Raw genomic sequence first — 15,061 nt, forward strand, 5'->3', positions numbered from 1 at the left:
TGCCGTTAATGGTATATTTCGCCTTGGAGGCTATTTTTTTTTACTGCGGTATGTTTTTCTTCGACGGAAAAACGTGTGCGTTTTGACATACAAAAAACTCCCTTATAAAGTAGATTTGGAATTTTTGTTTTTTCCATTGTCTACTCTATAGGGAGCATATCATACTGGATGTAGCGCCTCTTCTTTATTTTGATTTCTTCTTTTTGAAGCCCCAGAAACTGCGGCTTTTTATTTCGGCTTCATTTCCGCGTACGCCTAATACGTCGAATAGGAATACAACAACTGGAATACCTACAATCAAGCCCCATACGCCGAAGAAATGCTCGGAGAAAATGAGGATGATGAAAGTGTAAAAGACTGGTAAATCGGTTTTTGATGACATCAGCTTTGGATTGAGAATATACGTTTCAATCGAATGTACGATGACAACGGTGATTAAGATAACAATGACATCTGTAAGGCCACCTACGGAATAGGCGATAATCGAAAGCGGGATGCACGAAATGATAACGCCTGCAACTGGGATCAGCCCTAGCAAGAATACCATGATCGATAACGTTAACACTTGCGGGAAGCCCATCGCGATTAAGGCAATCGTTGTCAGCACGGTGTTCACGATTGCAATTAAAAACTGAGCCTCTAAGACAACGCCAAATGTGCCTACAAATTTCTTACCAAAATAGGCAATTTCACGGAATACAGCTCCCATTTTGCTCGTTAGAAATTTACTTGAAAAATGAACGACGCGTTCTTGTTCCAAAGAGAAAAACAGGCTCAGTATAAGCGCCATAAAGAAAGCAATACCAATACTACCAATCCCACTTAGTGATTCAATAATGAATTTCAGACCAGAATTAATATATGCTTTGACATTGGAATCATTGAATAAATTCATCACATATTTGATAAAATCATTATTTCCAGGGTTATTGTAGAATTTCATGACGCCATTGAACGTGGAAACGATTTGTTGGATGATAATCGGCAAGTAATGCGTAAATGCGATGTATAAGAATATCACAATCAATATGTACAAAACAATAACGATTAATTTCCGCGGTACCTTCACCCATCGCAAAATCACTTTTTCTAATCGCGTTATTAAAAAGGTGAAGATGAATGTTAATAAAATCAGGTTCATCATGCTTCTCACTAGATAGAGTACAAAAATGAGGAGCGCAAAAATAAGAACTCGTTGTAACGCTGTGTTTAATTTAAATTTCTCCCATAGTTCTTCCATAGAACACACTCCTATCGTTTCTTTATCATATTCTAGCACATTTTTGCTGTTCATGAAAAATTTAGTCATTTTTTCTACTGAAAATCTGAAAAAGATGGCTTTCAGGGCTTTACATTTGGTCGAAAAAGCGGTAATATATCCTATGAACCAATCATCCTACCTTTAAAAGGAGTGTCGTGATAATGCTACATAAACTACAAAAGAAATCGCTAGTCGAGCAAGTTTCTAGCCAGATTCAAGAGATGATAAAAGACGGCGTTTGGCAGATTGGAGATCGTTTGCCTAATGAGGCGGAGTTGATGGAACAGTTTGGTGTCAGCCGCAATACAGTACGGGAAGCCATTCGTGCTTTAGTACATGTCGGATTACTAGAAGTCAAACAAGGTGACGGGACATTTGTGCTTGCAACGAGTGAATTAAGCGCCGTTCTGCAAAAAAGAATTCAAAGTGCTGCGGTGTTGGAGATTTTAGAGGTGCGACATGCGCTTGATCGTGAGGCGGTTTCGCTGGCTTGTTTACGAAGAACGGAAGAAGACTTAAATCAGATGGTGAAATACCGCGACCAATGTTTGCAATTTACGCAGGATAACAATTTGGAGAAGTTTGTGGAGGCGGATTGGCAATTACATCAAACCATTGCTGCGGCCTCTTATAACCCCCTTTTGATTGACATGTATTCGCATTTATTTGAGGAAATTCAGATATCGATTACAAGTACGACGGAAATGAATGATGCGAATGGTGCTGGTCATAATGATCTTATTTTAGCTATTCAAAATCAGGATGCGGCTTCGGCTGTGCATTGTGTGGATATGTATATTTCGCAATTTAAACAAATTGTGTTACCTAAAAAAGGAGAGTGAAATAATGGACGAGGAAAGACCGAAAATGCGGAGTCGTATTTTTTTGATTGTTGGAATTTTATTAGTAGCAGCGAACCTGAGGGCCCCAATTACCACATTAAGTCCATTGCTTAGTTATATTCGCGTGGATTTACCACTGTCCAACACGATGACTGGATTTTTGACGACATTACCACTTCTTGCTTTTGCTGGCTTGTCCCCTTTTGTATCCAAATTGGCGCGAAGATGGGGTATGGAGTTTATTGTCTTTTTTGCATCATGTTTAATGGTAGTGGGGAGTTTGATTCGTCCGTTTGGTGGGATTTCATTGCTTTTATTTGGAACGTTTCTTATTGGACTAGCAATCGCAGTTGGCAATGTTTTGTTACCAAGCCTCATCAAAAAGGAATTTCCTTTTAAACTGGGATTAATGACCGGGATGTATTCGATTTCTATGAATGTGTGTGCGATGTTGGCATCTGGGATTAGTGTACCTATCGCGGTGAATTCTGGCTTTGGTTGGCAAGGAGCGCTCGTTGTGTGGTCAGGATTAGCGATTCTTGCGCTTCTAGTCTGGTTGCCTCAATTGAAATATAATCAGAAGAGCCTTCCTCAAGCTGTAGCGCAAACACCAAGACAGAGTATTTGGAGTTCTCCTTTAGCTTGGAAAATTACACTCTTCATGGGCATGCAATCAACTTTATTTTATGTCATGGTCGCTTGGTTGCCGTCGATACTTATTAGTCAAGGAATGGCGAGTACACAAGCTGGTTTCATGTTGTCCTTATTCCAGCTCGGGATTATTCCTTTTACATTTATCGTGCCAATTATTGCCAGTAAAATGAAATCGCAACGGCCGATCGTTATCATTATGACGGTGTTATTGCTTGTTGGAACCGCTGGACTTATATTTGGCGCGGGTGACGCGTGGCTTGTTGGTCCATCGGTGTTTATGATGGGTGTGGCTTCTGGGACGGCTTTTAGCGTGTGTATGATGTTCTTTAGTTTGCGAACATCAACAGCAACGGAGGCTGCGGACTTGTCTGGAATGGCGCAGTCTATTGGGTATTTACTCGCCGCTGCGGGTCCGACATTGTTTGGGGCGCTTCATGACATGACGGATAGCTATACCGTACCACTTGCGATTATTGTCGTTGCTACATTGTTGCTATTTATTATGGGAATGGATGCAGGACGTGATAAGAAAGTTTTTGGGAAATAGGAAAAAGGCAATTTCAGCTCTGGACTGAAATTGCCTTTTTATTATTTGTCTAAATATGCCCACTTAAAGCTATATGGTGCGCCGAAAAGATGTTTTACTACGCCTTTTACGTATGGTTTTTCAAGGACGGCTGTGGCGTTTTGATATAGTGGTGCGATCGCTGCATCATCATCTAGTAAGACTTTTTCGGTTTGGAGCATGGCTTGCCAACGGGCTTCTGGATTCGTCGCAAGTGTTGTTGAAATATCGGTTGTTAGTTTGTCGTAAGCAGGGCTTGAATAGCTCATATTATTGTAGTTGTTGTCTGTTTGCCAGCTTGCGATGTAAGTCATTGGGTCTTTGTATGCTGGTGCCCAACGTGAAAGTTGAACGGTATAATCTTGGGCCTTATCAAGTGCTAGCCTGTTTTTGTAAGGCACTGTTTTTAAATTGATTTTGAGACCGTCGAGATTTGTTTCTAACTCGCTTTGAATGAACTCAAGGGTTTTCTTCGCGAATTCTTGGTCGTCGCCTACTAGCTCGAGCGTAATTTCGCTTTTACCTAGTTGTTGCTTCGCTTTCGCAAAATGTTCTTTGGCTTCTGCGACATTGTACGTAAGGTGATTGCCACTATCTTCGCGGAAGTCTTTTCCTGTTTTGGGATTTTGGGCAAAACCGTTTGGAATTTCACCATCGATTGGTGTAGCTCCATTCGCGATTACGGTGTCGGCTAATGCTTCTTTGTTAATCGCTTTCGCAATGGCTTTTCGCAGTTCCACATTGGCAACATCGGCTTGTTTTTGATTGAATTTTAGCCAATATACGTAGGAATCTGGTTCTGCGACGAACTCTTTGTTGTCTTTATATTGGCTTGCGTAATCGCCGGTTAATGGTGCGCGATCGACTTTTCCGGTGTTATAGAGATTGACTGCTGAGCCAGGTTCTTTAGCTACTTGCACATCGATGCGGTCCAATTTGACGTTTTTATTATCCCAGTAGTTATCATTTTTGATGAAACTCCAGCTCTTGCTTGTGCCCGACCAATCTGACATTGTGAATGGACCGTTGTAAAGTAAATGATCGGAATCTTTAGCGAAGTCTTTCCCCTCTTTGGTCACATAGGCTTCTTTTTGTGGATAGAATGGGCCAAAAGTGAGCAGTGAGTTGAAGTATGGGACGGCTTGTGTCAACTGGATTTCGATGGTTTTGTCGTCCAGTGCTTTCACGCCGAGTTCTTTTGGATCTTTTTTGCCGTCAATGATATCGCTCGCATTGGCAACGACATCGCGGTATAAAAAGGAATACTGGGCGCCGGATTTCGGATTAACGACTTTGCGCCAAGCGTAGATGAAGTCATTGGATGTGAGATCTGATCCGTCTGACCATTTAGCGTTGTCGCGGATTTTGATGGTATATGTTTTTTGATCTTTACTTATTTGAGGCATTGCTTCGGCTGCGGCTGGAATGATTTGATCGTTTGAATCAAGTGTATACAGCCCTTCAAAAACTTGATTCATCGCGGTGAAACTGACGCCATCTGTTGCTAGTGATGTGTCCATGAGTGGAATTTCAGTGGATTCAATGACGCGTAAAACTTGCTTATCTGAAGCATCGCTCGCCGTGTCTTTTCCTCCTCCGCATGCTGCTAATACAAACATACTAGCTACTAGAATCAAGCTTATAATATACCTTCTTTTCATATGTATAACTTCCCCTTTTTTTGTGTGACTGTTTCTATCATACGCTATTTTGGCGCGAAAATAAATACCTTTTTCTAAATTAATAGAATTATTTTATAATGTTTACTACGTTAAAGGAGATAAGCGGTTGACCTATCTCCTTTTTGGCAGACTACATTTGTTTTGTATCTTCGTACTCTTGCTTTATATCAGCTAATAGTGTTTCGTTTGTGTAGAGTTCTAGAGCGGTTAGCGCGAGGAGTTTGGCGCCTTTGATTAGGGCTTTGTCTCCTGCAACAGATCTTGCGGCTTCGCGGAATTCTACAGTATGCCCAACAAGGTCACTGGAACCAATTTTGATGTAAGGATGGATGGTTGGGATGACTTGGCTAATATTCCCTGCGTCTGTGGAGCCGATGCCACGACTATCGGTAATAAGCGGTTCATCAAGTTGCTCCGCGATACGTGCGAACAGGCGATTAAACTGTTTGTTAATCAAGAAATCATCGACGCCATTTTGGATATTCGTCACTTTAAACGTTGTACCTGTTTGAATTGCGGCACCTTCTGCGACTTGGATGACGCGTTTCGTGATGTCATCGAGACGGCGACGTTTGTCAGCACGCGTGAAAAAACGGGCACGGGCGTAATCTGGGACAATATTAGGCGCTTGCCCACCATCTAAAATAATACCGTGAATGCGCACATCGGAGGTCACGTGTTGGCGTAAAGCATTGACACCGTTATAAAACTGGATAAGCCCGTCCAGTGCGTTAATACCGTCTTCTGGATTGGCCGCTGAATGGGCTGGTTTCCCGAAGAACTCGAATTCTAAAACGTCCACAGCAAGCGATGGCGTCGTTAGTGCGGAATCGCTTGATGGATGAATCATCAGCGCGGCATCAATACCTTTGAGGAGATCATGCTTCACGAAACTTCCTTTTGCACTGCCGTTCGGTCCGCCTTCTTCGGCTGGTGTTCCAAGTACAACTATCTCGCCACCAGTTTCCTCGATAACTTCGGCGAGTGCGATGGCTGCGGCGACACTCGTTGTACCAATGATATTGTGCCCGCATGCGTGCCCTAGCCCTGGTAGCGCGTCATATTCCGCTAAAAAGGCAACCGTCGCGCCTGGCTTTTCTGCTTTTTTACGAGCGAGGAAAGCCGTTTTGTGACCTGCTACGTCTAATTCCACAGTGAAACCAGCTTTTTCAAGGATAGTTGCCAGTTTTTCACTTGCATAGAATTCCTCGTTACCGATTTCTGGGTGGTCATGAATATCATGACTTACTTCAATATAAAAGTCTTGATGCGCCTCGATGTTTGTTTCAATCGCCTCAGACCATGTCAGTTTTGCTTGTACCATGTGCAACGCCTCCGTATTTCGAATTTATTTTTTAGACCACGTTTCTTTATACGTTTCTAGTTCATCAAGCGGGATAAATGCTGGAATCGAGCTACCTTTGTATGTTTTGTCGATAAATTTCTTCATTTCGTCCGAGTGGTAAATTTTCACAATTTTTTTCAAGGCTTCGCGATCTGTGTCACCTTTTCGAACAGCGATAATGTTAATGTAAGGTTTTGCTGTATCCGACTCTAGGAATATCGAGTCTTTTAGCGGGTTCAATTTCGCCTCCACTGCCACACCGTTATTGATTGCCGCGGCGTCCACATCGTCTAGCGCACGCGGAATTTGTCCAGCTACCATTGGCTTAATATCGAGCTTTTTCGGATTTTCTTTGATTGCTTCCGGTGATCCATTCCCATCAAAATCATCGACCAACGTGATAAGTCCAGCCTCTTGTAGCAAAAGTAAAGCACGCCCGTAGTTCGTAATATCGTCAGGAACCGCGATAGTAGCGCCATTTTTAATATTCTTAATGTCCTTCACTTTGTTCGAATAAATGCCCATTGGAGCAATCACCGTCGAAGCAAGTGGTACAAGATCTAGTTTATTTTCTTTGATGAAAGAATCGAAATAGGCAACCGTTTGAAAAGCATTCGCATCCAAGTCCCCGTCAGCTAGCGCGCGGTTCGGCAAGACATAGTCACTAAATTCTTTCAATTCGATATTAATACCATCCTTCTCAGCAATCCGCTTAATCTCAGGCCAAGTCCGATCCCCTGCGCTCACACCAATCACCAACTTCTTCTCATCTCCCTGCGCCTTATCATCCGAACCGCCACAAGCCGTAACAACAGCAGCCAACAAAACCAACGTCAAAACTAAAACCAACTTCTTCATCCAAAAAACTCCCTTATTATTTATTATTTGTGCCCTATCTCTTCTAAAAATCGTGTTTGTATGTCTTTCCTGATTGAGCCTCCAAACTTCGGCGGCGCCGAGAAATGCTTAGATTCTAGGCAAAGCCGAGCAACGGAGTGGAGCGTACAATTTGTACATCAACTGAAAACAAGGAGGGAGTATCACCCCCGACCATGTGAGAAGTTATGCGTAGCTCACTTGCGAAGAAGAGCACCGTAGCACAGGCTTTAACGGCGACGGATTTTGCGAGAGATGAAGTTCCCAAGCGACTGTACGCTTTGGACGATAACGACCAAAATGATGACTGTAACAAGCATTGTGATATTATCATAACGCTGGTACCCATACGTAATCGCCAAATTCCCAATCCCTCCTGCGCCAACGACTCCTGCCATCGCAGTAGCCCCAACAAGTCCGATCGTCGCAGTAGTCAGTGTCAGAATAAGTGAGCTAAGTCCCTCTGGCAACATAAACCGCCAGATGATTTGCCATGCGTTCGCGCCCATTGCCTGAGCTGCCTCGATAATACCTTGATCCACCTCTAAAAGCGAGTTTTCAACAAGTCTTGCGATATAAGGTCCTGCGTAAAAAACAAGCGGAACAATCGCAGCTTTAACGCCAATGCTCGAATCAACGATGAAGCGCGTCACAGGAATCAATGCGACTAGTAAAATAATGAATGGCACCGAACGCAAAATGTTGATAATCGGGTTTAAAATATTGAAAATCACCGCATTTTGCAAAATATGACCTTTTCGCGTTACCACAAGTAAGACACCGAGTGGAATTCCGATAAGGCAGGCAAACAAAAGTGACCAAGTAACCATGTAGAGTGTTTCAATAAATGCTGTACTCAGTTGTTCAGATGTGACTTCCATGTGCTCCCACCTCCTCTAATTTGACGTTTTGCGTCGCTGCGTAAGCGAAGGCCTTCGCGATTTCTTCTGGCTCACCTGTGACCTCCACGATCATATAGCCGAACGCAATCGCCTGAATTTCAGAAATATTCCCACTTAGAACGCTAACATTGACGTCAAACTGTTTGGCAATATTCGAGAGTAGCGGATTCCCAGATGATTCTCCCACAAATGTGAATTTCCAAACGGTGGCGTCGTGATTTTGAATCAGCTTCAGCGCACTTGCTGGAATATCGTCATTGATAACCGTCTTAACAAAGTTTTTCGCGGTTTGGCTTTGCGGATTTGAGAAGATATCAAATACTTTGCCTTTTTCGATAACTTTACCGCCTTCCATCACCGCTACTCGATTACAGATTTCGCGAATCACGGACATTTCGTGGGTGATAAGCAGAATCGTGATATTATATTCTTTATTGATTTTTCGCAGTAGTTCAAGAATCGCACCTGTTGTTTCAGGGTCTAATGCGCTCGTCGCTTCATCGCACAGTAGCACGTCTGGGTTCGTTGCAAGTGCCCGCGCAATACCGATACGCTGCTTTTGTCCACCTGATAACTGGTCGGGATAATTTTTTTGCTTTGTCTGCTAATCCAACAAAGTCTAACAATTCCAGCACTCGTTTTTCGCGTTCTTTTCGGTTTGTATGTATTAAAGCTAGTGGTATCGCGATGTTATCGAAGACAGTTTTAGAATTCAATAAATTAAAATGTTGAAAAATCATACCGATCTTTTTTTCGTTCTGCGCGGAGTTCTTTTGATTTTAAAGTTGTTAAGTCTGTCCCTGCCACAGCCACTGAGCCTTTTGTTGGCCGTTCAAGCAAGTTTACCGTGCGAATCAATGTACTTTTTCCTGCACCACTAAAACCCACAACGCCAAATATATCTCCTTTTTCGATAGTTAAGCTGACGTCGTCTAGCGCGGTAATCTCATTGCCTCCACTTTTGAATGTTTTTGTTACGTTTTTGAATTCAATCATCCTATTCACTCCCTTAGTTGCCTTACCTACAAAAAAAATCTCCCCTTAAGTTAATAAGAGGAGATCCTAATCCAAACATCTATGTACCGAATAATTATACAGTCATATGAATGCAGTCTTTGTCGTCTCACCTTATCTACCAAGCAAATGGAATGCTTGTTGGAATTGGCACAGTATCAATAAATGATCTGTTGCCGAGGTTTCATAGGGCCAAATCCCTCCACCTCTCTGGATAAAATGCGTAAGTCATTATTTATTTTTTATAACTATATCGTGTATTTCGGATACTGTCAACCACTTTTGGAAAAGTTCTTTGTTTATTGCCCATTTTTTTCTGCGTAATTGTTCGAGTTTCGATGCAATTCGCGCTTTGTTTTTCGCTGTTGTTTGGGCATCTAGCGTGATTCTTGTACCGTCAATGAGAACCGAGCTACCTTCTTGAATATTTTTTGGTAATTTGGTTTGTGGGATTGTCCATATTTGCTCGTCCGGTTCGAGTAGAAAAACGGCTTTTCCATCCTCGATACGGTCTAAAATCGCTTTTTTGCTCATGGTTCACCTACTTTACGGTCGCTTTGCCTTGTTCTTTGATTTGTCGAACAATGCCGTCGCCTATTCCGTTTATTTTTTTCAACTCGTCAATCGATTTGTATGGTCTTTCAGCGATAATTTTGTCTGCTAAAACGGGGCCAATGCTCGGTAGATATTGCAGTTCTTCTGCGGTTGCTTTGTTGATATTAATCGTATCTGGCATTGGAACTGCTGCGCCTGGTTCTTCTGTTGTCTGCTTTCCGGTGTTGCTTCCTGGTTCAGGTGTGCCGGATTTTTCTGTCGCGACATGTATTTGTTTGCCGTCGGTCTCAATTGTCACCGTTCCTTCGACATCCGTTCCATACGTTGTGATGTCGCGATCTTTGAGCCACTGGACGACTTCGCGATGTGGGTGCCCATAGGAGTTTCCTTTTTCAGCAGAATACACGGCGACTTCTGGTTTGACCGCATCTAAAAAGTACGGTTGATTCGATGTCGATGAACCATGATGCCCCAAATCGAGAATCTGAGCGTTCAAATCAAGACCACTGTCTACCATTTCTCGCTCGCGTGATTTTTCCGCGTCTCCTGTAAAAATAGCAGCAATATCTTTGTATGTTAAACGAATCGCAATGGAATCATTGTTGGCGTTATCCGATAATTTATCTGGGCTTAGTACCTGAATCCCAAACGGTCCGAATGTGGCTTTTTCACCGCGTCTTGGTTCCTTATATTTCGCGTCCGATGCTAAGGCTGCATCAATGACACGTTCGTATATCGAGCTATTAAAAACAAGGCCGTCCATCCAAATTTCCTTTGGTTTATATTTCTGGATGACTTTATCCGCGTTACCAATGTGATCTGAATGTGGGTGTGTTAAAAGTAGCAAATCAATTTTTTTGATATTCGCTTTTTCAAGATATGTTAAAATCCGATTATCGTCATGGCGGCCAGTATCAATCAAAATCGTTGTTCCATCATCGGCTTGAATAAGCGTGCTATCCCCTTGCCCAACATCAAAAAAGGTGAATTTCGCGCCGTCTAATGTATTTTCGGTAACACTGGATGTTTGTGTACTATTTGAGCATCCACCAATAAGTAGGACTAACATAATCCCCATGATGCTCCATTTTGCTAATTTCTTCAAAATCTCAACTCCCTAACTCTCTTCCCCTTAGAATAGCAGAATCGCCTCTTGGAGTAAATAGTTGATGGCAAAGTTGGGAGATTTACGCCAAATAAAACGAGCCCCACAAAGGACTCGCCAAAATATCTTACTTTACTTTCTCGAAAAATTTGAAGGTTACTTCTTCGCTTTTTGGGTTGTAATCAATAATCCAGTCATGATCTTTAAAATACCAATAATCATGATCTTCTACGTAGAATAAAATATCGCCGATTTTGTGTTGCAATGCCATTTCCGTGGGTTTCTCAGATACTAACCCGATCGAAAAACCAGGATGTAGGGAACTGTTGGAGCCACCATATTTTGCGAATAATCTAATTCCATTACCGTCGGCCGTGTTAAACTCATTTCTAAACCAGTGTTGTGCTTGATCGCTTACTTCGATTTGCATTGTCATCACTCCTCTTCCCTATTTCGATTACTGCAAGGATAGCAGATATCTACTCACTTCGCATGTATTTTGCTTACAACTAGATAACTGTATGTACCACTTTTTTTTGAAAAGTTAAACTTCTTTTTTGATAAAAGCTTAAAATATAATTTAATATCACAGTATGATTGATAGCAAACACGACAAAAAATCGCCAAACCCATTATGCCAGGTAAGACGAAAATTTTGCTTTAAACAAATCGAGCGCTTGTCGCCGATTTATTTGGGATATAATCTATTTCTCCAGAGGTCCTTTTCCTAGGAATGCTTGGAACATCCAGATATGTTTGTCAATCGATGCTTTGAAGCCGATGAGCATGTCTTGTGTTACGTCGTCGCCTTCTTTTCCTGTTAGTTCGATGCCTTGTTGGTATTCGTCACGTAATAATTCTAATGTGCCAACAAGATCGGCCATGAACTGCTCGATTGTTTTTGGTTTTGTGTATGGTGCTTCTTCTACACTTGCGTTTTCAGAGAACTCTTTTAGTGTTGAGAATGGGGCGCCGCCGATTGCTAGTAAGCGTTCTGCCACTTCGTCCATTTGTTCGCCGAATTCGCTGTAAAGGTCATCCATTTTTTCATGTAGTGTGAAGAAATTGTGCCCGCGCATGAACCAGTGGATTTGGTGAATTTTCACCGTAAATACGTTTAAGTTCGCCACCTGATGGTTTAAAAATTCTTTTGTGTCTACTGAATTGATTGTTTTCATTTATTATTCTCCTCCTTATTTATAATAACTATTATATAATAATAATTATAAACTAGTTTACTCGATTTGTCCAATCGTGTTTTGCCTCACAATCATTTATACCACTATGAGTCAATTTAAAACAGGCTTGACATCTTCTTTTTTTTGTAACTACAATGGTTACAAAGGAGTTGGTTTGGATGAAAATAAGTAGCCGTTTCACAGTTGCTACCCATATTTTATCACTAATTGCTACCCAAGAGCCACCATTAACCTCTGAACGCATTGCGGGGAGTGTCAATACCAATCCGGTCGTGATTCGACGCATTAGTGGGCAGTTGAAAAAGGCTGGACTGATTGCAGTCAAGGCTGGGATTGGCGGTGCTACGCTTTTGAAGCCACTCGATCAAATCACGCTTTTGGAAGTTTATAAGGCGGTGGATAGTGTCGAGGATGGGGAATTGTTTCAATTTCATGAGAATCCTAATCCGAATTGTGAGATTGGAGCGCACATTCAAGGCGCGATGGAGCAAACATTACGTGACGCGCAGACCGCGATGGAGCAAGTTTTGGCGGATCAAACAATGGCGGATGTTGTGGATTCGATTCGCGCGGAACTAGCATAAAGAAAGACAGAATCATTTTTGATGTTAAGGCGCGTCAAAAATGATTCTTTTTGGTATACTAGGTGTAGAAAGAGGTGAATCGGATGAGTATTTGGTTGCATGGGGCGAGTCCTGCTTTGGATAGGGAGATTGATGCTTGGGAGCAAACGCATCATCTTTCGTTGCCGGGCGGATATAAGGATATGTTGCGTGTACATAATGGTGGTTTGCTTGCGAAAAATCATTTTCCGGTTGCAGAGCCGACGTCATATGGACTCGCGGATGCAGAAATTTATTCGATGGCGGGGCTGGATGGGCTGCAGCACCACATTTTGGAAGAGCAGGATGTGGATTTGCCGGGAAAACAGGTGTATTTTCATCAAGACGGGCATCGGTATATTGGGCTGGATTATCAGACGGCGGAACCTCGCGTGATTTATGTGGATTTCGAAACGTTGCAAACCCTTGTTGTCGCGGAAAGTTTCGCGGAGTTTGTGGAATCGCTATACTTCTCTCCTTTTGACGTGGCATTTGCTCCGAATTATCCACTTGAAAAATTGGAACAGATGTTGGCCACGGCGAATGTGAAGAAGGCTTTGGAAATTTTACAGTTGCTGGAGGATCGCGAGGAGAAGGATTGGTATTTGAAGCAGATTGATGGTTTGCTGCATTCTGAGGAAGCGCCTTATCGACAAATCGGGATGACTTTGCTTGAGAATCAGATTTATTATTTCAGACGAAAATTGGATGCGAAGCGTGTCGATGGGATGTTGCGTTGGTTGGAATCACAGCATTTTTGGCCAGAAAAGGTTGCGGAGTTAAAAAAGGAATGGGAGGATTAAGATGGTCGTGCGTGTGTTGTTTGTATGTTTGGGGAATATATGTCGGTCTCCGATGGCGGAAGGAATGTTTCGTGCAAAGGTGAATGCGGCTGGGCTGACGGATCAGATTCGAATTGATTCGGCAGCGACGGGAAATTGGAATTTAGGTAATCCGCCACATCGCGGGACGCAGCAAGTTTTGACGAAGCATGGCATTGATTATTCGCAAATGCGTGCGCGTCTGATTGGTCAGGACGATTTTTCTGATTTCGATTATGTGATTGGGATGGATGGTTCGAATATGGCGGATTTGGAGGCGTTGAAACCGCTGGATAGTGATGTTGTCCTGAAAAAATTGATGGACTTTGCGCCTGATGAAACAGAGTCGGAAGTTCCCGATCCTTATTATACGGGGAATTTCGAGGAAACGGAACGGCTTGTGAGCGCTGGATGTGAAGGTCTTTTACAAGCGATTCGTGAAAAATTCGATATGTAACAAAAACGACGATTCGTGATTGAATCGTCGTTTTTTTCTTATTTCTTGCCTAGGTTCTTACTCGCTAGGAAATCTTTGATATCCTGTCTAGTCGTGTGTCGCAAACCACGTTCGATTTGATCGGTCCAACCTTCTATACGTTTACCGCTCGTTCGCGCTGCATAATAATCGCGAATCGTCGCATCATAATTTTTGAAGTCTTCCATATCTTTCGGTTGATAGTGATTTTCATGGTAGACAAGTTCGGTCGCAAGCCTTGGTTTTGGTTCGGAACTTGTTGTTGGATGACCGATCGTCAGGCCGAATAATGGTGTCGCATAGTCCGGAATATGTAGTAATTCAGAAACTTTTGCAAGATTGTTCCGGATTCCGCCGATGTAACAAATGCCGAGCCCCATCGATTCTGCTGCAATCGCCATGTTTTGAGCGGCGAGCGTTGCGTCCACCGTCGCCACGAGAAAGCGTTCCATCGTTGAAAGCGATTCTGTGTCTGCACCGCGCGCTTTGCCGATTTCATGATGCCGTGACAAATCTGCGACGAAAACGAAGAATTGACCTGTTTTTACAACATACTCTTGATTTCCTGCAATCGTAGAAAGCTCCTGGCGCAGTTTTACGTCCGATACACCGATAATCGAGTAGGCTTGCACAAAACTCGACGTAGAAGCCGCCTGTGCACTTTTTACAAGCAAAGCAATCTCGTTCTCCGTCAATGCCTGATCTGTGAAGTCGCGGACCGAATAATGACTTAAAATTCCTTCAATCGTTTCGTTCATTGGACTCATCCCCTAGTCTTTAAAAATTTTACGATCATAGTGCGGCATCTGATCCAACGCGCCGAACTGTTGTTGACGCAAGCATTCATAAATCAAAATAGCCGCCGTATTCGACAGGTTGAGCGACCGAATATGGTCTGTCATCGGAATCCGCAAACACGTATCCTCATGCGCCTCTAAAACCGCATCCGGCAAGCCCGTCGTTTCCTTCCCAAAAATAAAGAAGTAATCCTTATCCGTGTCCTGATAATCCACATCACTGTACAAATGGCGTCCAAATTTTGTAATAAAATAAAATTCGCCGCCCGCATTCACTTCAAAAAATTCCTCTATTGAATCGTAGTATTTCAATTTCACGTGATCCCAATAATCAAGCCCAGCCCGCTTCAACATCTTGTCATCCGT

The 15,061-nt window shown here is 42.7% G+C and carries 15 protein-coding genes, 2 pseudogenes and 1 riboswitch; of the genes and pseudogenes, 5 read left to right on the top strand and 12 right to left on the bottom strand.

Annotated elements, in window-relative coordinates:
* Nucleotides 1–184: 184 nt before the first annotated feature.
* Nucleotides 185–1,240, bottom strand: coding sequence for an AI-2E family transporter (locus tag PCORN_RS15465; RefSeq protein ID WP_036082233.1), 1,056 nt, complete (start codon nt 1,238–1,240; stop codon nt 185–187).
* Between the two features lie 182 nt (nt 1,241–1,422).
* On the opposite strand from PCORN_RS15465, the gene PCORN_RS15470 reads away from it, so the two are divergent.
* Both PCORN_RS15470 and PCORN_RS15475 read left to right on the top strand, forming a co-directional pair.
* Nucleotides 1,423–2,103 (top strand): FadR/GntR family transcriptional regulator, encoded by a 681-nt coding sequence (locus tag PCORN_RS15470; RefSeq protein ID WP_036082236.1) that lies wholly within the window; start codon nt 1,423–1,425, stop codon nt 2,101–2,103.
* A gap of 4 nt (nt 2,104–2,107) precedes the next feature.
* Complete coding sequence (locus PCORN_RS15475) at nt 2,108–3,304, top strand: CynX/NimT family MFS transporter (protein ID WP_036082238.1); 1,197 nt, start codon at nt 2,108–2,110, stop codon at nt 3,302–3,304.
* A gap of 41 nt (nt 3,305–3,345) precedes the next feature.
* On the opposite strand, the gene PCORN_RS15480 is transcribed toward PCORN_RS15475, so the two are convergent.
* The 9 genes and pseudogenes from PCORN_RS15480 to PCORN_RS15520 form a co-directional block, all read right to left on the bottom strand.
* Entirely contained in the window at nt 3,346–4,983 is a 1,638-nt protein-coding gene (locus PCORN_RS15480) for a peptide ABC transporter substrate-binding protein (protein ID WP_036082240.1), read from the bottom strand.
* A gap of 151 nt (nt 4,984–5,134) precedes the next feature.
* Nucleotides 5,135–6,328: a M20 family metallopeptidase gene (locus PCORN_RS15485; RefSeq protein WP_036082246.1), complete on the bottom strand. Its 1,194-nt coding sequence runs from the start codon at nt 6,326–6,328 to the stop codon at nt 5,135–5,137.
* Between the two features lie 24 nt (nt 6,329–6,352).
* The gene (locus PCORN_RS15490; protein WP_036082248.1) at nt 6,353–7,207 is read right to left on the bottom strand and encodes a MetQ/NlpA family ABC transporter substrate-binding protein; all 855 of its coding nucleotides are present in this window, start codon (nt 7,205–7,207) and stop codon (nt 6,353–6,355) included.
* Nucleotides 7,208–7,455: 248 nt separating this feature from the next.
* Nucleotides 7,456–8,106, bottom strand: a complete 651-nt coding sequence (locus tag PCORN_RS15495) for a methionine ABC transporter permease (RefSeq protein ID WP_036082250.1) — start codon at nt 8,104–8,106, stop codon at nt 7,456–7,458.
* Nucleotides 8,090–9,123, bottom strand: a pseudogene (locus PCORN_RS15500) (methionine ABC transporter ATP-binding protein). Before PCORN_RS15500 ends, PCORN_RS15495 begins: the two are co-directional and overlap by 17 nt.
* A 129-nt stretch (nt 9,124–9,252) precedes the next feature.
* Nucleotides 9,253–9,362, bottom strand: a riboswitch (SAM riboswitch).
* A 97-nt stretch (nt 9,363–9,459) separates the two neighbouring features.
* Nucleotides 9,460–9,675: pseudogene (locus PCORN_RS15505) on the bottom strand (DUF3006 domain-containing protein); the annotation flags it as partial.
* A gap of 7 nt (nt 9,676–9,682) precedes the next feature.
* Nucleotides 9,683–10,774 carry an MBL fold metallo-hydrolase gene (locus tag PCORN_RS15510; RefSeq protein ID WP_149024389.1) on the bottom strand — a complete coding sequence of 364 codons (1,092 nt, stop codon included), beginning with the start codon at nt 10,772–10,774 and terminating at the stop codon, nt 9,683–9,685.
* 154 nt (nt 10,775–10,928) lie between these two features.
* A complete protein-coding gene (locus PCORN_RS15515; protein WP_036064150.1) occupies nt 10,929–11,231 on the bottom strand; it encodes a HesB/YadR/YfhF family protein in 303 nt (100 codons plus the stop codon).
* 274 nt (nt 11,232–11,505) lie between these two features.
* Nucleotides 11,506–11,979, bottom strand: coding sequence for a Dps family protein (locus PCORN_RS15520; RefSeq protein WP_036082254.1), 474 nt, complete (start codon nt 11,977–11,979; stop codon nt 11,506–11,508).
* Between the two features lie 179 nt (nt 11,980–12,158).
* On the opposite strand from PCORN_RS15520, the gene PCORN_RS15525 reads away from it, so the two are divergent.
* From PCORN_RS15525 to PCORN_RS15535, 3 genes are all read left to right on the top strand, one after another.
* Nucleotides 12,159–12,584: an Rrf2 family transcriptional regulator gene (locus tag PCORN_RS15525; protein WP_036082257.1), complete on the top strand. Its 426-nt coding sequence runs from the start codon at nt 12,159–12,161 to the stop codon at nt 12,582–12,584.
* 83 nt (nt 12,585–12,667) lie between these two features.
* Complete coding sequence (locus tag PCORN_RS15530) at nt 12,668–13,405, top strand: SMI1/KNR4 family protein (protein ID WP_036082258.1); 738 nt, start codon at nt 12,668–12,670, stop codon at nt 13,403–13,405.
* A gap of 1 nt (nt 13,406) precedes the next feature.
* Nucleotides 13,407–13,880 carry a low molecular weight protein-tyrosine-phosphatase gene (locus tag PCORN_RS15535; RefSeq protein WP_036082263.1) on the top strand — a complete coding sequence of 158 codons (474 nt, stop codon included), beginning with the start codon at nt 13,407–13,409 and terminating at the stop codon, nt 13,878–13,880.
* A 38-nt stretch (nt 13,881–13,918) separates the two neighbouring features.
* Here the strand turns inward: PCORN_RS15535 and nfsA are convergent, their stop codons facing one another.
* Nucleotides 13,919–14,656 carry an oxygen-insensitive NADPH nitroreductase gene (gene nfsA, locus PCORN_RS15540; protein ID WP_036082265.1) on the bottom strand — a complete coding sequence of 246 codons (738 nt, stop codon included), beginning with the start codon at nt 14,654–14,656 and terminating at the stop codon, nt 13,919–13,921.
* Nucleotides 14,657–14,668: 12 nt separating this feature from the next.
* Nucleotides 14,669–15,061: tRNA (cytidine(34)-2'-O)-methyltransferase (locus tag PCORN_RS15545; protein ID WP_036082269.1), on the bottom strand; the 393-nt coding region annotated here is incomplete at its 5' end.

Origin of the sequence: Listeria cornellensis FSL F6-0969 (assembly GCF_000525855.1) — a bacterium.
GTDB lineage: Bacteria > Bacillota > Bacilli > Lactobacillales > Listeriaceae > Listeria_A > Listeria_A cornellensis.